This is a genomic window from Brevibacillus reuszeri (assembly GCF_002897295.1).
In the GTDB taxonomy this organism is placed as follows: domain Bacteria; phylum Bacillota; class Bacilli; order Brevibacillales; family Brevibacillaceae; genus Brevibacillus; species Brevibacillus reuszeri_A.
The window spans coordinates 345,472-365,182 of record NZ_BEXF01000003.1; the positions used below are offsets into that span (position 1 = coordinate 345,472).

A 19,711-nucleotide genomic window follows, 5' to 3' on the forward strand; every position below is an offset into this window, starting at 1 on the left:
CTTTGGTCCCTTTATTTCTTTTCGATTTTGCGGACAAGGGCACGCAATGCCCACTCATAGCCATCCATTCCCAAACCGACAACTTGTCCGATCACAATAGGAGCGAGAACAGAATGATGTCTAAATTCTTCTCTGGCATGAATATTGGAAATATGTATTTCGATAGTTGGCAGGGCCACACTCGACAGTGCATCACGTATCGCATAGCTGTAATGTGTGAAAGCACCTGGGTTTATCAGGATCCCGTCATGAACGCCTCGTGCTTGATGAATCGCATCGATCAGTACGCCTTCGTGATTGGATTGGCAATGTTCTAGCTTGCCTCCCAGCTCATCCATTACCTTGCTTAGATTCGTGACCAAATCCGCAAGTGTTTCCCTTCCATATACGTCTGGCTCCCGTGTTCCCAATAAATTGAGATTTGGGCCATTCAGCAATAGGATGGAAGTCATTATGCATCCCTCCCCAAATAGGTTTCGATAAAAAAGTTTTTTTACTAATGAAACATTTTACCACAAGCCCTGCAAATGGAATAGAGATGAAAGAGTAGTCCATACGATTAGAAAGATTTGCACTTATTCTTCCGTGGGGATGGTTCTCCATCACCCGATTTGCGTGTCAGTGGATTTCATCTGATTCCTCCAGGGTCAAAGTCATTCCTACGAACAAACCAAAGGATAAATACCAAGCCCCTTCACTAGACAAGGTGTCAAAGTCCCAGTTCCCCATCCGGAAAAAAAATCCTGCAATCATGAGCATAACTAGTCCAAATAACAAGCCGCTCCACCATACCCGCTGTCTGCTAAACAGCATGGAGAACAAGAATGTCGCAACGAGAGCTTCGATAAAAAGAATCACTGCTCCCAAACCAATACCGGCTATCGAATTCTCATCCACACCCACCAGTGGACGTGCAAAAGCGCCCAATCCGTAAGGGGTCAGATTTAAAAAGTGGGCAAGCAAACGAACAATACTCCAAATAATCGTGCCCCAAAAAGCAATCTCAAGCACTTTGGATGTCGACGACTGCTTACTTGTTTGCTGTCCTTCCTGCTCTGCTTTATTTTCTCGATGCCTACCTCTTGTCTTAGTCGCTTCCACATACATCACCTCCTTTGTAGTATGCGCGCCCTGCTTGTTTTTCACTAATTGTTGACTTTTCTAACCAGATCGTGAACTGCTTGTAGCCTCATTGCCTTATTTCCGTTAATATAGGAGGTAAGGAAGGTGATTCACGTTGGCAGAGCAAAAAGTACCCAGCTACGGTGGTCAGGCCGTTATCGAAGGTGTCATGTTCGGCGGCAAAACTATGACCGTTACAGCTGTTCGCAAAAAAAATCAAGACATTGAGTATTTTGAAGCCCCCCGAACGGAATATAAATGGATTACTCCCTTGAAAAAAATTCCGTTTTTGCGCGGGATTGTCGGATTAATTGAGGCAAGTGCGAACGGGGCCAAACATCTCAACTTCGCCTCCGAGCGCTACAATACGGAATCTGGTGAAGAAGTATCGGAAGGCCCATCCAAACTTACCATGATTCTTGGTGTTGCGGTCGTTGGTGTCCTCTCGTTCTTGTTCGGCAAATTCGTATTCACGCTCGTTCCCGTATTTCTTGCCGACTTTCTATTGGGTAAATGGGTTCCAGATGGCGTACCTCAGACCTTGGCAGAAGGCGGCTTTAAGATTCTTCTACTCCTCGGCTACATTACTGCCATAGCGAAAGCCCCCATCATCAAAAGGCTGTTTCAATATCATGGGGCTGAGCACAAAGTGATTAATGCCTTCGAGTCCGGGGTAGAATTAACAGTAGCGAATGTGCAAAAATTTTCCACCTTGCATTACCGTTGCGGCAGTAGTTTTCTCATTTTCACGGTATTCGTCGGTGTCGTGATTTACTCACTGTTCAGTTATGACTCCCTGACGGAACGTGTCGTGCAACGCATTGTTCTCTTGCCACTGGTGATTGGCGTTTCCTATGAGGTTCTACAGTGGACAAACAAGCTTCGTGAAACTCCAGTCCTCCGTTATCTTGGCTACCCAGGATTGTGGCTCCAAAAGATCACAACGAGAGAGCCAGACGACAGTCAAGTGGAAGTAGCGATCGCTTCCTTCCAAAAGATGCGAGAGCTTGATCAGAAGCATGTGCAAGAGAGAATGGCTACGACCGGATAACGTGAGGCACTTTTAATCTCATAGAGGTGAAGCCCTATGTTACGCCGCATCCCACCAGTGATTCTGATTGTGTTGTTGCTTGCAATCTATGGATTTATGACTAAACTCATCGCTGACCCCATTAACACCTTGATTATTTTGGGATTGTGTGTGGTACTCTTTTTGGTGGTTCGAAATTACTTGCAAAGCGGCTCCTTCTTTCCCCGGGCATCTGAGCAGCGAAAGCCTAAGCACGCAAAGCCAAAAACCAAGGGGAGTCCCAAAACACCGGTCATCCGACAAGCGTTTAAAAAGCAATCTGCGTCGCCCAGGAAAGATCACCCATTCCGAGTGATTGATGGCAACAAAGGGAAATCCAAAGAAAAGCAGAGCGATCAGAAATCGCAAGACCACATCTCTCATTGAAGAATGCGAAACGAAAAAGAAACAGGTTGCCCGAATAAGGCTGCCTGTTTCTTTTTTGTACAAAGGTTATAACGTTTCACACGGGTATTTTGGGAGAGGTATTGCGAAAGACTTTGACATAGTCATCGAAATCCCAATGTTCTAAAAACACACGTGCTGCCGATTCCCCGGACGAAAACAGCTGCTGCTTCATTTCAGGTGGCAATTGGAATTGAGTAGTTCGAACACCGAGCGTGTTGATAAAAATAGTCCGCACTGCTTTTGCTTTTTCGACGTGAAGGCGGTCATGGGCATCCAGCATGGTGGAAAGAAGGCTGCTCGCAAACGAGAACAGCCCTTTTATGCGGTCCTCATTCCTTTTCCCTTGGTCGTCCTGGAGACGAAAACCGATCGTTGGCCAGCGGGGCGTACCGTCCACATCAAACAGCCAGACAGGGTAGTTGCTCAGTAGAGCACCGTCTACGATATAGTGAGTTTGGCCTGGCTTTTTTAAAAGCGCAGGTTGAAAGAAAAAAGGAATAGAGGACGACATTCGAACAGCCCTAGCAATCGGAAAATCTTCAGGGTCCAAATCGTATCGCACCAAGTCATCCGGCATGACGAGCATCTTGCCAACACTGATATCCGAGGCAACGATGCGCAGCTTGCCGATGGGAAGGTCCCCAAAGGTTCGTATTCCTTTTCTACGCAGCAAATCTTCCACAAACAATTCAATCCGATCCGCACGATAAACCCCTTCTCGGACAACCAGCTCATAAATCGGGCCCACAACTGGCAGGCGACCCATTCCGCTTCGCTGAAGAAAATAGAGGTAATCCAGTTCTTCGTAGATCGGTTTTAGCTCCTGACTGGTGTATCCAGCACTAAGCAAGGCTGCTACGATAGAACCGGCGGAAGTACCAGCCAGCTTTTCCCATGTGTAGCCATGCTCTTCCATTACCTGTAAGGCCCCAAGAAAAGCAATCCCCTTCACTCCGCCACCCTCAAAGACTGCGTCTGCTTTCATGTCAGCCTCCTTAAAACAGCCTTTTCTATGCCTGTTGACCGAAGCACGACAGCATCTTGCCCGAAAAAATGCTCCTCTCTACAAATATAGGGTGATGGCTAATCCCTTACGACAGCGAAAAGCGCAAGCCTGGACGGCTTGCGCTTCTTTACATGTCATTGTTATTCTTCTTTTTGCTCATCTTCCTGGCGGATGCGTCGAAGCTCTTCCATCCGGGCAGGATCAGCCTGGAAGTATTGCACGAGGTATTCCAAGCACGTGATGGATTCCCAGCTGAGGTGATGCTCGATTCCCTCAACATCCTGATACACATGCTCCTCTGCAACACCAATGACTCGCATGAATTCCTCAAGAAGGCTGTGGCGGTCAACTAACCTTTTGCCAATCTTTTTTCCTTTTGCAGTCAAAACCAGCCCACGATATTTTTCATAGACGAGGTACTTGTCCTTGTCCAGTTTTTGTACCATCTTCGTAACCGAAGAGGGATGTACTTCCAACGCTTCAGCGATATCGGAGACACGAGCATAGCCCTTTTCTTCAATTAAGCTGTAAATGCGTTCCAAATAGTCTTCCATACTCGGCGTCGGCATGTGAACCCCTCATTTCCAAACCGTATATTTCTGACGTCCAAAAAAGGCACGTAGAAATATAATACCGCTTATTGAGAAGCATTTGCAAGATAAACCTGCCCTAATTCGGTTGTTTTTCACGATTTAGGTTCATCATTTGGACAAATTGGACCAATTGCTTGCCCAAGCCCTCCATACGAGCCTGTAAGCGTTCATCTTTGAGCTTGCCTTCCGGTGTGAACGCATTGTATGCGTTTGGAACACTCGGACTAGATGGGAGTGGCCATGCATGCAGATTGCGCATGATCAATTGCAGGGTGTTGACTGTATTTGTCGCTCCCATGCTCCCGCCCGCTGTACCAATCAAAGCTACCTGCTTGTCGCGAAGATGCCGGCCCTCCAGAAAGTCCATCGCATTTTTTAATGCTCCACTGATAGTCCCATGGTATTCAGGTGATCCAATCACCAGTGCGTCCGCTTCTGAGATCGCTTTTGTAAATGCATGTACTGCCTCAGGATAAGTGGATGAATCCTCTCTATCATCATAAATAGGCAGTTTCCATTCAGCGAGGTGGATCATCTCGACAGTTGCTCCTGCTTCCTTCGCTGCGTCCAGTACGATTTGTACCGCTTGCTTTGTCGTCGAATTTGCATTCATGCTTCCAGCAATTCCTACGATTTTCATTTGTATCACCCCATACGAAAAATCAATGCTGATATTGTAATTATAACCAAATAAGTATAATTAGTAAATAAAAATGTTTGTTTTCTATCTACGGTTCTGAACAAGCCCACTTCTCTCATACACTTGTACCAAGTTGGATAGAAGGATGATGCCTATGGACAAAGCCGCATGGCAGATCGCTATTGTATTTGCCGGGTCTGCACTTGGAGGAACCTATTTAGGCGGTTATGAATGGCTACGCTTTTTCACATATTTCGGCTCATGGGGAACCATTGGCATCGTGCTTGTCAGTCTTGGGATGGGCTGGCTCGGGTACTCCCTACTCGCTTTATGCCATCGCATCGGCGCGCGCTCGATTTACGATCTCTATTTGTACCTATTTGGCGAAGCAATTGCGTCTACTCTATCTGTTGTCACTCATTTTTTATTGATTGCCTATGTCGGAGTCATGATCAGTCAAATGGCGAGTAACCTCATCCAAGGCTTGTCTCCTATTTGGTTTATCCTCCTTACCATTCTCCTTTCTGTCGTTTTTATTTTGCGCAGCTGGAAATGGATTGTATCCGGCTTAGGTATCTCCTTGGCCATCGGCTTTTTCTTATTCGGTCTCATTTTTATCGAACAGTTTCATGTGCCTATTCCCGGTCTAGGCTATCAAATGAATCTGAATTGGCTTATACATTCTCTTTTTTATCTCGCTTCGCACACGCTGCTTTGCATCGTTGTCACGATCCCACTCGCGGCTCGAACAGGCAGTGAGCATACACTATGGCGTGGTGTTGGGATTGGGACCGGCTTCTTCTTTTTGACTACCCTGCTAGGCCAAGCGATCCTACTGGCATATTGGCACGATGTTCACGCTCTGGCTTTGCCCACGAAGCAGATCCTGCTGCAGCTTATTCCCATGGGAGATTGGCTACTTGCCATACTTTCTCTCGCACACGGAGCGCTTATGATCGCTACGCTTACGTACGCTCTTGCCGCCCCTGTAGCGCAGCGCAATGATTTACAGCTTGCTCCCCTTGTTTTGGTCATTCTGGTTACTCTGTTATTAGTTGCCCTGGTTCCGCTTGCTATCCCCTGGAGCACTACGGTGATTGCCAGTGCTGCCACTTACTGCGGCATGCTCGTTTTGGGCAGATACATTTGGAAACGACAAAGCTGAATCAAGAGCTGGCTGAAACAGGCAACAGGATGCTTACTGTAGTCCCCTGTTGCCTTTTGCTTTCAATTCGGATACTGCCTCCGTGATCTTCCAAAATACGCGAGCTGATCATTAGACCGAGTCCAGTCCCGTTTTCCTTGGTGGTGTAAAAAGGCTCCCCGAGACGCGGTATATGCTCAGAATCTATACCACAGCCAGTATCCCGTATAAGCACTTGCAGGTAGGCAGACGATTCACGTACGACCTCCACGTAGATCTCACCGCCATCTGGCAATGCTTCAATGGCATTTTTGCAAATATTCAGGAGCACCTGCTTCAGCTGATTCTCTTCGCAGGAAACGAATGGCAGCTGTGATTGGATCGAAGTATGTATTTGAATGTTATTTAAATTCGCTTGGCTAGCCAAAAAGGAAATAACGTCTTCCACGATTTTGGCAATATCCTTTTGCTGGTATTTTACTCCTTGTGGCTTTGCCAAGACGAGCAATTCACTGACAATAAAATTAATACGGTCCAGCTCCGCAAGCATGATCTCGCAATAGCGCTTTTCATTGTCCTCCAGGGAGGATTGCAACAGCTGAACAAATCCACGAAGTGAGGTCAACGGATTTCTGATTTCATGGGCAATTCCTGCCGCTAATTGGCCAAGCGCCGAGAGCTTGTCCGATTGGCGTAGTAATTCCTTTGCACGGATCAGCTCGGTTACGTCGCGCGAAAGGATCATGATGCTGTCGACTTTGCCTCCATAGTCTTTGATCGGTTTGTAGCGTGATTCTACATGCAGCCAATGTCCGTCCCGATGGAGCATGCGGTATAAAATGGTCGTCACGGTTTCTTTTGTCCAGCTGCTGGTAAACACTTTTTCGACTTTTTCCAAATCCTCAGGATGAATCAGCTTGGACCTATCCTCCATCTGCATAAGCTCATCTGCCGTGTAGCCCAGCAGCATTGCCAGCGATGCCGATATATATTTAGGAACTCTATTTTGTCCATACACGAAGACCATATCTGTCATATTCTCCGTGATCAAATGGAAGTTCGCCTGGCCCTCCTCAAATGAGAGCTCTGTATGCTGACGATTGTCCACTTCCCGTGAGCGCCATACGATACCAACTACTTTTTTTGTTTGACTGTATAACGGGACCAGATCAAACAAAATACGCACAGTTGTGCCATTTGGGCGACGCCGCACCATTTCCAAACCGCTAATTCCTTTCCCCTCTAGAACATCAATGTAATGGCGTTCTACCAAAGCGGTTAACTCTTCAGAGCCGCTCGAAACCCGGCGGCCGATCAGTTTTTCTTCCTCGTATCCTGTCAGATCCAAAAAAGCCTGATTTATCAGCACAATTTTTCCTTGCTGATCCAAAATGGCCACCGCATCCGTCATTTGCTGCACAACGGCAATTGCCAGATCCGTTTTCTTTAGCTGATCGTTTCCAGCTCCTACTAATGCATCCAATTCTAACGTAGTCTTTTTCAAAACCCGAACTTTCTTCAACAACCGGTTCATCCAAAATACGACAAAGAACGTAAACAGCAGTTGCGTAAGAATAAAATAGCGTGTGTCTGCATAGTTGGGGGACAAACATAAAATAACGGCTTGAATGGGTACCCACCCAACTAAAAGAAGAAGGACATAATCAATGGAAAAAGAGCTTACTTGTTTCATCACAACCTCCACTGCTTCGATGATGTCATTACATTAACTAGGTGCTGGGATGACTTGATTCGTTGTTTTACATTGGATGGAAGTGAAGCATGGTCGCAAGTAGCAAAATGATTTAAATCGAACAAATTTTTAAGATTCTTAAAAATTATACGATTTTTATCGAAATGTGACTATTCCTTGTCATTCGACATATTACGACATTATTCCCTCAAAAAAAGCGCCCCTTTGCTCAGGACGCTTTTTCACGTTTGATGGTAGCAAGTGCCTAATTTTCCTCTTCCGCTTCAGGCTTTTGCTCGGGCATTTTCTCTTTTCCTCGCGCGTACGCGGAAGTACTGGTATCCGTAATTTTCGTGATGGCTGTAAACATCAGCTGTGCGGTTTTGCTCAATTGCTCCAGACTGATCTTCTCACGTGTATCCTCTGCCTGATTTCGCAACTGATTAACAGGTGGACGTGTGATGAGTGCGGTAGGGATTCCAGCCAAAGCCAAAGTTCTGTCCTCCCGATATCCACTCACCTGATCCTCTGCGGCGCTCGAGAAACGCGCTCCCGCCTTCTCTGCCAATTCTACAGGCAGGTTCTTTGTCCGTAGAGCCGTCGTCACCAGTAAATCACCAGCATCCTCGCTTCCCACTCCATCTAGGCTGTACGCTGCGATGATTCTTTCTTTTTCCCCAGCAGATAAAGAGCTAACGTATGCACCCGCTCCCTTCTCACCCGCCGATATTGCTCCTAAACTGACGAAGCGTATCTCTGTATCAATCGGACGCTCTGCCATCGTGCGCGCAAGCTCCAATAAAACGGCCAGGCCAGCAGCACCATGATTTGCAGCAGGTGAAAAAGGTACGGAGTCGTGATGAGCAGTTACCATCACGATTTGCCCTGTTCCCCCTTGGGTCGGCTTGCGAGTAGCGACGAAATTTGCAGAGGTTTGCTTGCTGGAGTAGCTACCCTCTACCTTCACCGTCGCCTTCAGCTGTTCATTGGCCAGAAGCAGCTTTTGTAAAAGCAGACCCTCTTCTTTTGACAGCGCAATCACTGGCACCGACATGTCCAACGGCTCCTTCAGGGTACCCTTCCATTCTCCTTCCCGATCATTTCCAATAACGACGGCTACCGCACCAGCAGCCGCAGCCTGTCTCACTTTTTCTGCGAATGGAATCTCGCCCCTTTGGACAAAGGCAATATTCCCCCGGGCTTTTCCGTTTTCAAAATCAGCAGCAGTTCCCTGCCCGCTGTTGACAATCCGGGCTGTTCCCACCCCGTTTGGTCCATAGGTCAAGCCATGCGGATTCCAGCTTACCTGCACTCCCTCCACTTGAAATGACAGGGTAGAGGGCTTTTGATAGGTGTAATAGTAAAAGGGCTGCAACGATGTCTGATACCCGTAGGAGCGCAGTACTTCCTCCACGTAGGCTCCAGCAGCAAACTCTGTTTCAGTAGCAGGTGGCCGAGGCAATCTGGCGAGATGATCCATATGTCGAGATAAATTGTCTTCATCGATCCACTCTGGTATATCTATCGCACTTACTGTAGAGGAGAACGGCAATGGCAAGAGCGTCATTCCCCAAGCAAGCAGTGCGCTCATGGCATAAAATCGGACGGATCGCATAGCATTCTCCCTTCTCATTCGCTTTGTTTATTTATTATGGGCTGTTTTCTCAAACAGCGTCTAGTCAGAATAGTTAGTCAAATACCATCATCTGGCGTCAATGGACGACAGCTTTAGTTTCTCTTCTTCCCAAATCTTTCTGTACCCCTATGTACATACCTTGGAAAGCGTCGATTTGTCGATTCCTCCACCGCGTTTTGCCTCCATATGAAATGTTTATAGAAGGGTGTCCCAACACGCAAAATTATTGATAACCATTTTGCTATTTTCAAATTGACCCCCTCATACCGATGGTGCTAAGGTTGATTCATAAACCGTTGTTAGAAAAACTTGGCTTAACGGTACAAAACGTGGGCCTTCGTTTTTCGGGTACTTTCATGCTTCATAGCGTTAACGGGAATGATCTGTTCCGAAAGTAGAACAAGCGGATTGCACTGAAGGAGGATTCACCATGCTATATGTAGACGGCAATTGGGTGGAAGAGGGTCAATTAGCGGTGCACCCTGAAGACCGCGGCTACAACTTCGGAGATGGTATTTACGAGGTTGTTCGTATCTACAAGGGGAAGATGTATCAATGGGAGGGGCATCTGACGCGCTTGTACAGAAGCGCTCGGGAAATCAAGCTAGATTTGCCTTGGAGCCCGGAAGAACTCAGTGAAGTGGCTTTGCAGCTCATTGAAAAGAACAATTTGACCGATCAAGATGACGCCAGTCTTTATTTGCAAATTTCTCGTGGAGCAGCCCCTCGTGTACACGATATTCCGAGTGGCATCAAGCCTGTTATCATGGCATTTGTGCGTAAAAAAGCTCGTCCTCTAGAAGATATGAAAAAGGGCTGGAGCGCACAGCTTGTTGATGATATTCGTTGGCTCCGCTGTGACATCAAAACTCTCAATCTCTTAGGTGCTGTGCTGGTGAAGCAGTATGCAAAGGATGCCGGCGCACAGGAATCCATCCTGCACCGCAACGGCACAATCACAGAGTGCAGCTCCGCCAATCTGTTTGCTGTAAAGAACGGCGCATTGTATACGCATCCGGCAGATCACATGATTTTGCATGGCATTACTAGACAGAGTGTGATTGATCTCGCCAAAGAAAACGGCATCGCTGTCCATGAGGAGCCTTTCGATATCACGTTCCTCAAGCAAGCAGATGAGCTGTTCCTGACCAGTACTACGGTTGAGATCATGTCGTTAATTTCTGTGGATGGCCAACCGATCGGTGACGGAAAAGTCGGTCCAATCGTGCAAAAGCTTCAAGCCTTGTTTGAACAGCACATTAACGAAAGTGTGCTCGTCTAACTACTAAAGCCTGACAGCGCTAATTATTCGAAGATAATAAAGTTATAGATAGACCAATCAATACAGCGGTAGCCATGGACCAGAAAATAAAGTCCTCGGCTCCCGCTGTTTTTTGAACTATCGCCCCGTTAGCTCAATATCAAATGAATGAAGTCATTATTTCTCCCAAAGCTCGACCAGTCGACCTTCAGGATCTTCAATCCAAATAAACTTTCCGAATTCACTTATCTCTTTTTCCCTTGCAAGAGGTACTCCAATATGTTCAAGATGCTTAATCGTCTCGTCTAGATTATGTACTTGGAAATTTAACATCACTTGTTGTTCTGTTGGGAAATAACTGTCATTCTCAGTAAAAAAAGAAAAAATAGTCTCATTTCCTAATTGGGGTTTTATCACAGTCCCATTCCAATTATCTAATTCAATCTTCAAGACTTCACTGTACCACTTTTTTATTGTTTCAAGGTCCTTCGTTCTCCAAAATATTCCTCCGAAACCTTTTATCATCGTATCTAACTCCTGTCTTTCGTATTTTTAGCTATCCAAGTACATTTTATATTCGAGTTTTACATGTAACTTCTTTTTCAACTATACTACCCGTTAACGTAATGACGTATCGTCAGTATGAAAGCAATACTTACACGGTCTACAGTGTCGCGACTGTATTTATTCGCTCCTGTACAAAAAGCTCTCAACGGCATCTACTGCTGTCCGCTGAGAGCTTTTGCATTTTGATTACGTTTCTTTGTGTTATCGGCGCAGATTCCACTCGTCTGTCGCGTAGCGAGTTCGTGCCAGCTCTTCTGCCAGCGTGCGCTCTTCGCTCGTCAGCTCAGTTGGAACCAGCTCAACTTCCAGTCCCGATGCAAAGCCGCGGCCAAATGCATCTACAACTTCCTGCAAACTGATCGGTCGTGAGCTTACCTCGTTGATCGTGACCGCCTTTTGACGGAAGCTTTCCATCATCCGTTCCTTGACTCGTTCGGATGGGAAATTCAAGAGTGAAAACAACAGCTCTACATCCATATCGAGCAAAATGGAGCCATGCTGCAGGATTACGCCTTTTTGACGCGTCTGCGCGCTTCCAGCAACCTTTTTCCCTTCGACAACCAGTTCATACCAGGATGGCGAGTCAAAACATGCAGAAGAGCCTGGCGAGTTGTACTTTTCTTTTTCCTCTTCGCTTGCCAGTGACACCATTTCAGCTTGAAGTCCCAGATTTTGAAAACCATGCAGGAGTCCCAGGCTAATGATCTTGTATGCCTCCGTCACACCCGTCGGCATTTTGGGATGCTCCTCCGATACGATGACGCTATAGGTCAGCTCCTGATCGTGCAGGACAGCTCTCCCCCCCGTTGGACGACGAACAAAGCCTAGCCCTCTTTTATGTACCTCATCCATGTTAATTTCCTTAACTGCCTTCTGGAAATAACCGATCGACAACGTTGCGGGATCCCATGTATAAAAACGAACGGTAGGTCCTACCTTGCCTTCGCTGTGCAATTGCAATATCGCTTCGTCTACTGCCATATTCATCGCGGGAGACATCGGCTCCGTCACGATATAGCGCCACTGTTCCATAGTAAAGTACCTCCTCTTTGACAACGCCTTCATTGTACGCTGGTCTGGCAAAATACTGCAAGCTTCTAATGGGCTAAATCAGTTGGCGACCTCTTGTAAAACCGTGATCACCCGAGTCAAGGCATCATGCTGCTTTGCTTGCTGCATCCGCTGCACGATCGCCCCCCGCTTCTCCATCAACGCGGTGATCGCCTGCGTAAATGCCTCGTCCGTGATGTCCTCTTCCTGAAGCACATGGCAAAAGCCTTGCTTCTCAAAAGAACGAGCATTCACAATCTGGTCTCCCCGACTTGCTGCCCGTGACAACGGAATCAGCAGCATTGGTTTTTGCATCGTTAAAAATTCAAATATGGCATTGGAGCCGGCACGTGATATGACCAGGTCTGCCATGGCGATAAGATCCGCCAGTTCTTCCTGAACGTATTCATACTGGCGGTAACCTGTTAGCTGAAATCCTTCGTCTACTTGCCCTTTTCCACAAATATGTACAATCTGATAAGTCGCCAGCAGCTGTGTGAGATTGTTCCGGACAGCTTCGTTGATGCGACGTGCCCCCAGGCTTCCGCCCATCACAAGTAAGATCGGTTTATGTTTGGTAAACCCACAAAATGCAAGTCCTTTGTCGTTTCTCCCACGCTTCAATTCTTCGCGTACAACCGCCCCTACGTGAACCCCTTTTTCCTGCGGCAAATGATTGACCGTTTCGGGAAAGGTAGCACAAATCTTGTTTGCAAAGGGCGTAGCCAGGCGATTTGCCAGTCCTGGGGTCAAATCCGATTCATGGATGACCACTGGTTGGCGATTCAGCCATCCTCCAAGTACTACCGGTACAGAGACAAAGCCGCCTTTGGAGAAGATGACTTGCGGCTTCCACGTCCGCAAAAAGCGATAGGCTTGCCAGATTCCTTTCGTTACACGCACAGGATCTGTGATATTTTTCCAGTCAAAATAACGGCGCAGCTTGCCTGAGGATATCCCCACGTAGTGAACACCGGACATACCTGATACCAGATCTCGCTCGATGCCAGCTGTCGAGCCGATATAAGCTACCTCCCAGCCCGCCTGAATAAAATGAGGAATCAAGGCAAGATTGACAGTCACATGCCCTGCCGAACCTCCACCTGTAAACGCAATACGCTTTTTCATCCCGCTCTCCTCCCACATCCCTAGGGAATCGCTATCCTCATCCATGATAGCACCATCTGGAAAGAAAAGCCGCCCATAACGAACAGGCGGCTTGGCAAAAAAAGTATTACGCTTGAGGTTGGTAACGAAGGATTGGTTTTCTGGCAGCTGTTGCCTCATCCAAACGCTTTACAACAGTTGTATGAGGTGCTTCCTGTACGATTTCCGGATTCTCTTCACACTCGCGAGCGATTTGCAGCATGACATCGATGAATTCATCCAGTGTTTCTTTCGTTTCTGTTTCCGTTGGTTCAATCATCAAGCACTCATCCACGATGAGCGGGAAGTAGATGGTTGGTGGATGGTAGCCGAAGTCGAGCAAACGCTTCGCAATATCCAATGTACGAACACCCAATTTCTTCTGGTTCACGCCAGACAACACGAACTCATGCTTGCACACACGGTCAAATGGCAGGTTGTACGCTGTAGCCAGACGACGCATCATGTAGTTTGCACTGAGTACCGCATTTTGGGAAACCTGGAGCAAGCCTTCTGGCCCCATCGTACGGATGTAGCTGTATGCACGAACGAGGATACCGAAGTTTCCGTTATAGCCTTTTACACGACCAATGGAATTCGGGCGATTGCTATCCCAGTAGAAGGTTCCGTCTTCTTTCTTAGCTACGATCGGAGTTGGCAGGAATGGCTCCAGTACCTTTTTAACCCCTACTGGACCCGCACCAGGACCGCCGCCGCCGTGAGGACCTGTGAATGTTTTGTGCAAGTTCAAGTGCACAACATCAAAGCCCATGTCTCCAGGACGAGCAATACCGAGAATTGCATTGGCATTTGCTCCATCATAATACAGGAGACCGCCAGCTTCGTGGACGATTTTCGCCATTTCCACGATGTCTTCCTCAAACAGTCCGAGCGTATTCGGGTTTGTCAGCATCAATGCTGCCGTATCCGAGCCAACTGCATCACGCAGAGCCTGAATATCAACCAAACCGCGCTCATCAGAAGCAATAGTGACTGTATCCAAACCTGCAACCGCTGCAGAAGCAGGGTTTGTTCCGTGGGCGGAGTTAGGTACGATAACTTTTGTACGGTGGTCTTCTCCACGGCTTTCATGGTAAGCGCGAATCATCATCAGACCAGTCCACTCACCTGCTGCACCTGCTGCCGGCTGCAATGTAACTGCGTCCATCCCAGTGATTTCAGCCAACTCGTCTTGCAGATTGTACAAGAGCTCCAGCGCACCCTGAACCGTTTCTTCCGGTTGATAAGGATGTGTTTGAGCAAAGCCAGCATAACGAGCGATATCCTCGTTAATTTTTGGATTGTATTTCATCGTGCAAGAACCAAGTGGGTAAAAGCCGTTGTCTACCCCATGGTTGCGACGAGACAGCTCTGTATAGTGACGTACCAGTTGCAGCTCGGATACTTCCGGCAGCTCAGCCGGTGTTTCACGAATCAGATGCTTTGGCAGCAGAGAGGCAACCTCTACTTCAGGTACATCAAGCGCAGGCAAATTGTAGCCCACACGGCCTGGTTTGCTCATTTCAAAGATCAGTGCTTTCTCCTGGTCGTTACGCACGTGTGATCGCCTCCAATTCAGCCGCCAGTGTGTCGATCTCTTCTTTGGTTCTCAGCTCGGTTACTGCGATCAAGGTATGCTGTGCCAGCTCTGGATAATCCAGTCCGAGATCGTAGCCCCCGATCATGCCTGCTGCAAGCAGTTTTTTGTTCACATCAGCAACTGGTTTGTTCAGCTTTACGATGAATTCGTTGAAGAACGGGGATGCATTCACTACCTCTAGTCCTTTTGCTTCCAGGGCTTTTTTAGCGTAATGCGCTTTTTGCAGGTTCATCATCGCCATTTCTTGAACACCATTTTTGCCGAGTGCTGTCAATGTAATTGCAGCCGCCAGTGCGAGCAATGCTTGGTTTGAGCAAATATTCGATGTCGCTTTTTCACGACGGATGTGCTGTTCGCGCGCTTGCAGTGTCAACACAAAACCGCGCTTGCCATTCTCATCCTTGGTTTGACCAACGATACGGCCTGGCATTTTGCGCATGAGCTTGGTTGTTGTTGCAAAGTAACCGCAGTGTGGTCCACCAAAGGATGCCGGAATACCGAATGGTTGCATATCCCCTACCACGATGTCTGCTCCGAGCTTGCCTGGTGCTTCCAATACGCCCAGTGCGAGTGGATTCGACGAAGCAATCAAGAGAGCGCCTTTTCCATGTGCAATAGGCTCAATCGTAGCCAGATCTTCTACGTTACCGAAGAAGTTTGGATACTGAACAATAACTGCCGCCGTATTATCATCGATGAGTGCTTCTAATGCAGCAGGATCGGTGACACCGTCACTGTTCGTCCCTACTTCTATCAGCTCAACGTTTTGACCATATGCGTAGGTTTTCAGCACGCCGCGTGCTTCAGGATGCACAGCGCGAGACACGATTACGCGTTTCTTGCCTGTATGACCAGCGGCCATCATTGCTGCCTCTGCCAAAGAAGTCGCTCCGTCATACATCGAGGAGTTTGCTACTTCCATGCCAGTCAGCTCGCATACCATTGTCTGGAATTCGAAAATCGCCTGCAGCTCTCCTTGGCTGATTTCAGGCTGGTATGGGGTGTAAGCAGTGAAAAACTCACCGCGCAAGAGCATATGATTCACCGTGCTCGGTGTATAGTGCTGATAAACTCCTGCACCGAGGAAGTTTACATGTGTGCTGAAATTTACATTCTGATTGGCCAGACGTGTGAAGTACTTCACCAGGTCAGGCTCAGACAACGCCTCTGGAATATTGAGAGCACCTTTGAAGCGTACTTCCTCAGGGATGTCAGCGAACAGCTCATCAATGCTCGAAATTCCTAGCGTTTCCAGCATTTCGCGCTTGTCCTGATCGGTTTGTGGCAGGTAGCGGTATTTCACGAACGTTGTCCTCCTCTAATAGGATGTTTGGTGGGTACAGCTTAGTTTTTCGGACGTTTGTAGAACGGAGCAGAAACAACCTCTGCCTTTAAACGTTTACCTCGAATTTCTACCTCGAGTTGCGTACCAATAGCCGCGTGCTCGGTTTTCACGAGTGCGAGACCGACGTTCTTTTTCAAGGTTGGTGACTGAGTACCTGTCGTCACTTCACCAATGAGCTCTTCGCCTGCGTATACAGGATAGTGCGTGCGCGGAATACCGCGGTCGATCATTTCAATACCGACCAGTTTGCGAGGCGAACCGTTTTCCTTTTGTGCCTTCAACGCTTCTTGACCGATGAATGCTACTTCTTTATCTACCTTAACTGCAAAGCCAATACCCGCTTCGATCGGAGTAATGTCCTTGCTCAGCTCTTGGCCGTAGAGTGGCAGCTTTGCTTCGAAACGCAGCGTGTCACGCGCACCGAGTCCGCATGGCAGAAGACCGTCTTCCTGTCCTGCGAGAAGAAGTGTATCCCACAGTTTGACCGCTTTATCTGCGTCTAAATAAATTTCAAATCCGTCTTCACCCGTGTATCCTGTGCGAGATACAAGTGCCGAAATGCCATCGATGACGACATCACGCTCAAAGCGGAAAAACCCGATTTGGGACAAATCTGTCGTTGTCAGTTTTTGCAGAATCGATTCAGCCAGAGGGCCTTGAATCGCAATTTGAGCCGTTTGTGGAGAGATATTTTCAATGGTCACACCTGGAATCAAATGCTCCTTGAGCCAGGCATAGTCTTTGTCAATATTTCCAGCATTAATAACTAGCAGGTAATGGTCATCTGCGTATTTGTATACAAGCAGATCATCAATGGTCCCGCCATCTGGATAACACAGAACACTGTATTGTGCCTGCCCTACTGCGAGTTTGGACACGTCATTTGTCGTAACGTGCTGGAGGTAAGCGAGAGCATTCTCCCCTTTTACATCCACCTCTCCCATGTGGGAAACATCAAACAGACCAGCTTTTGTCCGAACTGCCTCGTGCTCCTGGCCAATACTTGAGAACTGCACAGGCAATTCCCATCCGCCGAAGTCGATTGTCTTTCCACCATACTTTGCATATGAATCGAACAAAGGCGTTCGCTTCAGATTGGACATGTGTGGCACCTCCTGTTAACCATGCGTTATGGCATTTTTCCCCCTGAACTAGAAAACCTGGCTACGCCATGCCTTGTGGCGGAGCCGCGGCTGTGCATATACCGATAAGAATTTCTCATTCCTACCTGCACAAAAAAGACAGAGTCGAAAAAACGGTACACCAAAATAAGGGTGCCCATTTTTCCTCCTCTGTCCTTGGTACCTGAGAGTTACCTTGCGAATCAAGTGAGTCGGGGTTCTCCTCACTTGCAAGTTTCCCCTTTGGTGGCTCCTTGCGAGCTCTCTCCAGAGTTGCGTCCAGTAGAGGTACTTTTGCCTGAGAGATTCACCGTTTCCGGCTTGCTCCTTCGGCGCTGCAGTGGTGCTCGCAGTCTCTCCCTGCTACTATCATTCGCGGTGGTTAGATGGTCATACATAAGTTATTGATAACTTTTCCATACTAGGAAAGGAACTTTCTCCTTTATCCTACCACGAGACTACGCAGTTGAAAATATACAAATTAACAGTCAGATTAAGAAATACTTAACAAAATGTTATTTCATATAAAAAACGTTAAGTTTTTTAGAGAATGACTTGTAACTTATGGCAGAGCTACGCAAAGGAGTAACCAATATGCCGAATGTTCCTGTTTCATTTGATACGAGCTGGATAGATCCGCTTTCAGAACGTCTGCAGCAGGATGGACCCTGGGACAAATGGGAGCTTTGGAAACTCGCGTTGGAAGCAGAGGAGGCCATGGCTGTCCATGAGTTTGACCAGTTGCAATGCCTGAAGTATTTACCCCTCTTGTCTCCTTTTCCCCATCAGCTTCAAACGGCTGAGCGTGTGCTTTTAGATATGCGCGGGCGAGCCATTCTCGCTGATGAGGTTGGCCTCGGAAAAACGATCGAGGCCGGCTTGATCATGAAGGAGTATATGGTTCGTGGATTGGCCAAAAAAATTCTCATTCTCGTCCCAGCCTCTCTCGTCATTCAATGGACGAAAGAGCTGCAGCAAAAATTCGGAATTCCTGCCGTTGCCCAGAAAAAAGAGTACATGTGGCGTCAGCATGAGGTCGTCGTCGCCTCAATCGATACCGCCAAACGTGATCCTCATCGCCGTCACGTCCTCGATATCGATTACGATATGCTCATCATCGATGAAGCGCACAAGCTCAAAAACAAGCGAACCCGAAACTATCAATTCGTAAAAGAAATTCGCAAAAAATATTGTCTGCTCCTAACTGCCACTCCGATTCAAAACGAGATGGATGAGCTGTACAATCTGATCAATTTGCTAAAGCCCGGTCACCTCGGCCACACGACTTCTTTTTCCTCCAATTATGTAGAGGGCAAGCGTCAGTCCAAAAACAGCGACAAGCTGCGTGAGGAAATAGAGAAGGTGATGATCCGAAATAAGCGCAGCGACGGCGGTATCCAGTTTACGAGTCGTCGCGTGCAGTCCATTCCGATTGAGCTCTCGGTAGAGGAAATGGCTCTTTATGACGGTGTTACCCGCTTTGTTCGCGAGCAGTACCAGTCTGGCATCGGCGGCTTCAATTCACTCGCACTCATCACCTTGCAGCGTGAGGTCTGTTCCAGCAAGGAAGCTTCGTTCATGACACTGTACAACATGCATCAAAGAATGGCGGAGGATTCCCCGCTACGCGAGCAAATCATCCATCTGGTCGAGATGATTAAAAAAATCGAGACACATTCCAAAGCAGCCAAAACCGTTGAGCTGATTCAACAAATTAATGACAAGGTCATCATTTTCACAGAATATCGCGCCACCCAAAATTACTTGCAAAAATACTTGCATGATCACGGCATCACCTCCGTACCATTTCGCGGTGGATTTAAGCGCAGTAAAAAAGACTGGATGACGGATTTGTTCCAAAATCGCGCACAAGTATTAATCGCGACAGAGGCTGGCGGTGAAGGCATCAATCTCCAGTTCTGCAATCAGGTAATCAATTACGATCTTCCGTGGAATCCGATGCGTGTCGAGCAGCGAATCGGTCGTGTACATCGTTTGGGTCAAAAACGGGATGTGCATATTTACAACATGTCGACAATCGGCACAATCGAAGAAAACATCCTGAGCTTGCTCTATGAAAAAATTGATTTATTTGAAATGGTTATCGGTGAACTGGACGATATTGTGGAGCGGCTTAACCTGAGCCAGTCACTAGAGGAAAATCTGATTCAAATCATTATGGATTCACACTCCAATAAAGAAATGGCCCTGAAGCTGGACAATATGGGCCATGCTATACGCGCGGTGCGGCAAACACGATCAGAGACTCCGTTAACGGAAGCTGCTGATCAATAAATAAACATAAGCACG

The 19,711-nt window shown here is 47.5% G+C and carries 18 protein-coding genes and 2 riboswitches; of the genes, 5 read left to right on the plus strand and 13 right to left on the minus strand.

The window, feature by feature from the left end; translation table 11 throughout:
• Window positions 1-11: 11 nt before the first annotated feature.
• Together aroQ and C3B52_RS07245 are read right to left on the minus strand one after the other, a co-directional pair.
• Window positions 12-452 (minus strand): type II 3-dehydroquinate dehydratase, encoded by a 441-nt coding sequence (gene aroQ, locus C3B52_RS07240; RefSeq protein ID WP_103105393.1) that lies wholly within the window; start codon window positions 450-452, stop codon window positions 12-14.
• Between the two features lie 166 nt (window positions 453-618).
• On the minus strand, window positions 619-1,107 hold the full coding sequence (locus C3B52_RS07245; RefSeq protein WP_103105394.1) for a YqhR family membrane protein: 489 nt from the start codon (window positions 1,105-1,107) through the stop codon (window positions 619-621).
• Between the two features lie 130 nt (window positions 1,108-1,237).
• Between C3B52_RS07245 and C3B52_RS07250 the strand changes: the two genes are divergently transcribed.
• Window positions 1,238-2,173 carry a DUF1385 domain-containing protein gene (locus C3B52_RS07250; RefSeq protein WP_103105395.1) on the plus strand — a complete coding sequence of 312 codons (936 nt, stop codon included), beginning with the start codon at window positions 1,238-1,240 and terminating at the stop codon, window positions 2,171-2,173.
• A 36-nt stretch (window positions 2,174-2,209) separates the two neighbouring features.
• Window positions 2,210-2,578 carry a hypothetical protein gene (locus C3B52_RS07255; protein WP_103105396.1) on the plus strand — a complete coding sequence of 123 codons (369 nt, stop codon included), beginning with the start codon at window positions 2,210-2,212 and terminating at the stop codon, window positions 2,576-2,578.
• A 76-nt stretch (window positions 2,579-2,654) separates the two neighbouring features.
• Here C3B52_RS07255 and C3B52_RS07260 read toward each other — a convergent pair whose 3' ends face one another.
• From C3B52_RS07260 to C3B52_RS07270, 3 genes are all read right to left on the minus strand, one after another.
• On the minus strand, window positions 2,655-3,584 hold the full coding sequence (locus C3B52_RS07260; RefSeq protein ID WP_103105397.1) for a patatin-like phospholipase family protein: 930 nt from the start codon (window positions 3,582-3,584) through the stop codon (window positions 2,655-2,657).
• Window positions 3,585-3,745: 161 nt separating this feature from the next.
• Complete coding sequence (gene mntR, locus C3B52_RS07265) at window positions 3,746-4,174, minus strand: transcriptional regulator MntR (protein WP_103105398.1); 429 nt, start codon at window positions 4,172-4,174, stop codon at window positions 3,746-3,748.
• A 100-nt stretch (window positions 4,175-4,274) separates the two neighbouring features.
• Window positions 4,275-4,838 carry an NADPH-dependent FMN reductase gene (locus C3B52_RS07270; protein ID WP_103105399.1) on the minus strand — a complete coding sequence of 188 codons (564 nt, stop codon included), beginning with the start codon at window positions 4,836-4,838 and terminating at the stop codon, window positions 4,275-4,277.
• Between the two features lie 154 nt (window positions 4,839-4,992).
• Between C3B52_RS07270 and C3B52_RS07275 the strand changes: the two genes are divergently transcribed.
• Complete coding sequence (locus tag C3B52_RS07275; protein WP_103105400.1) at window positions 4,993-6,003, plus strand: hypothetical protein; 1,011 nt, start codon at window positions 4,993-4,995, stop codon at window positions 6,001-6,003.
• Between the two features lies 1 nt (window position 6,004).
• Here the strand turns inward: C3B52_RS07275 and C3B52_RS07280 are convergent, their stop codons facing one another.
• Together C3B52_RS07280 and C3B52_RS07285 are read right to left on the minus strand one after the other, a co-directional pair.
• Window positions 6,005-7,675, minus strand: a complete 1,671-nt coding sequence (locus tag C3B52_RS07280; RefSeq protein ID WP_103105401.1) for a PAS domain-containing sensor histidine kinase — start codon at window positions 7,673-7,675, stop codon at window positions 6,005-6,007.
• A gap of 265 nt (window positions 7,676-7,940) precedes the next feature.
• Window positions 7,941-9,266, minus strand: coding sequence for a M28 family peptidase (locus tag C3B52_RS07285; RefSeq protein ID WP_235615620.1), 1,326 nt, complete (start codon window positions 9,264-9,266; stop codon window positions 7,941-7,943).
• A 475-nt stretch (window positions 9,267-9,741) separates the two neighbouring features.
• Between C3B52_RS07285 and dat the strand changes: the two genes are divergently transcribed.
• The gene (gene dat, locus C3B52_RS07290; protein WP_103105403.1) at window positions 9,742-10,593 is read left to right on the plus strand and encodes a D-amino-acid transaminase; all 852 of its coding nucleotides are present in this window, start codon (window positions 9,742-9,744) and stop codon (window positions 10,591-10,593) included.
• Between the two features lie 156 nt (window positions 10,594-10,749).
• On the opposite strand, the gene C3B52_RS07295 is transcribed toward dat, so the two are convergent.
• The 6 genes from C3B52_RS07295 to gcvT all read right to left on the minus strand — a co-directional run bounded on the left by C3B52_RS07295 (window position 10,750) and on the right by gcvT (window position 17,383).
• Entirely contained in the window at window positions 10,750-11,097 is a 348-nt protein-coding gene (locus tag C3B52_RS07295) for a VOC family protein (RefSeq protein WP_103105404.1), read from the minus strand.
• A 243-nt stretch (window positions 11,098-11,340) separates the two neighbouring features.
• On the minus strand, window positions 11,341-12,171 hold the full coding sequence (locus C3B52_RS07300; RefSeq protein ID WP_103105405.1) for a lipoate--protein ligase family protein: 831 nt from the start codon (window positions 12,169-12,171) through the stop codon (window positions 11,341-11,343).
• A gap of 78 nt (window positions 12,172-12,249) precedes the next feature.
• Window positions 12,250-13,317: an undecaprenyldiphospho-muramoylpentapeptide beta-N-acetylglucosaminyltransferase gene (locus tag C3B52_RS07305; protein WP_103105495.1), complete on the minus strand. Its 1,068-nt coding sequence runs from the start codon at window positions 13,315-13,317 to the stop codon at window positions 12,250-12,252.
• A 106-nt stretch (window positions 13,318-13,423) separates the two neighbouring features.
• A complete protein-coding gene (gcvPB, locus tag C3B52_RS07310; RefSeq protein WP_103105406.1) occupies window positions 13,424-14,893 on the minus strand; it encodes an aminomethyl-transferring glycine dehydrogenase subunit GcvPB in 1,470 nt (489 codons plus the stop codon).
• A complete protein-coding gene (gene gcvPA / locus C3B52_RS07315) occupies window positions 14,886-16,238 on the minus strand; it encodes an aminomethyl-transferring glycine dehydrogenase subunit GcvPA (RefSeq protein WP_103105407.1) in 1,353 nt (450 codons plus the stop codon). Before gcvPA ends, gcvPB begins: the two co-directional genes overlap by 8 nt.
• Window positions 16,239-16,279: 41 nt before the next feature.
• On the minus strand, window positions 16,280-17,383 hold the full coding sequence (gene gcvT / locus C3B52_RS07320; RefSeq protein WP_103105408.1) for a glycine cleavage system aminomethyltransferase GcvT: 1,104 nt from the start codon (window positions 17,381-17,383) through the stop codon (window positions 16,280-16,282).
• A gap of 179 nt (window positions 17,384-17,562) precedes the next feature.
• Window positions 17,563-17,677: riboswitch (glycine riboswitch) on the minus strand.
• A riboswitch (glycine riboswitch) is annotated at window positions 17,678-17,774 on the minus strand.
• A 221-nt stretch (window positions 17,775-17,995) separates the two neighbouring features.
• On the opposite strand from gcvT, the gene C3B52_RS07325 reads away from it, so the two are divergent.
• Window positions 17,996-19,696: a DEAD/DEAH box helicase gene (locus C3B52_RS07325; RefSeq protein ID WP_103105409.1), complete on the plus strand. Its 1,701-nt coding sequence runs from the start codon at window positions 17,996-17,998 to the stop codon at window positions 19,694-19,696.
• Window positions 19,697-19,711: the final 15 nt, after the last annotated feature.

Excerpts from the sequence above, each read along its gene's own strand:
- aroQ (WP_103105393.1), bottom strand. The coding sequence starts at position 452 with ATGACTTCCATCCTATTGCTGAATGGCCCAAATCTCAATTTATTGGGA.
- C3B52_RS07245 (WP_103105394.1), bottom strand. The coding sequence starts at position 1,107 with ATGTATGTGGAAGCGACTAAGACAAGAGGTAGGCATCGAGAAAATAAA.
- C3B52_RS07255 (WP_103105396.1), top strand. The coding sequence starts at position 2,210 with ATGTTACGCCGCATCCCACCAGTGATTCTGATTGTGTTGTTGCTTGCA.
- C3B52_RS07260 (WP_103105397.1), bottom strand. The coding sequence starts at position 3,584 with ATGAAAGCAGACGCAGTCTTTGAGGGTGGCGGAGTGAAGGGGATTGCT.
- mntR (WP_103105398.1), bottom strand. The coding sequence starts at position 4,174 with ATGCCGACGCCGAGTATGGAAGACTATTTGGAACGCATTTACAGCTTA.
- C3B52_RS07270 (WP_103105399.1), bottom strand. The coding sequence starts at position 4,838 with ATGAAAATCGTAGGAATTGCTGGAAGCATGAATGCAAATTCGACGACA.
- C3B52_RS07275 (WP_103105400.1), top strand. The coding sequence starts at position 4,993 with ATGGACAAAGCCGCATGGCAGATCGCTATTGTATTTGCCGGGTCTGCA.
- C3B52_RS07280 (WP_103105401.1), bottom strand. The coding sequence starts at position 7,675 with ATGAAACAAGTAAGCTCTTTTTCCATTGATTATGTCCTTCTTCTTTTA.
- C3B52_RS07285 (WP_235615620.1), bottom strand. The coding sequence starts at position 9,266 with ATGAGCGCACTGCTTGCTTGGGGAATGACGCTCTTGCCATTGCCGTTC.
- dat (WP_103105403.1), top strand. The coding sequence starts at position 9,742 with ATGCTATATGTAGACGGCAATTGGGTGGAAGAGGGTCAATTAGCGGTG.
- C3B52_RS07295 (WP_103105404.1), bottom strand. The coding sequence starts at position 11,097 with ATGATAAAAGGTTTCGGAGGAATATTTTGGAGAACGAAGGACCTTGAA.
- C3B52_RS07300 (WP_103105405.1), bottom strand. The coding sequence starts at position 12,171 with ATGGAACAGTGGCGCTATATCGTGACGGAGCCGATGTCTCCCGCGATG.
- C3B52_RS07305 (WP_103105495.1), bottom strand. The coding sequence starts at position 13,317 with ATGAAAAAGCGTATTGCGTTTACAGGTGGAGGTTCGGCAGGGCATGTG.
- gcvT (WP_103105408.1), bottom strand. The coding sequence starts at position 17,383 with ATGTCCAATCTGAAGCGAACGCCTTTGTTCGATTCATATGCAAAGTAT.
- C3B52_RS07325 (WP_103105409.1), top strand. The coding sequence starts at position 17,996 with ATGCCGAATGTTCCTGTTTCATTTGATACGAGCTGGATAGATCCGCTT.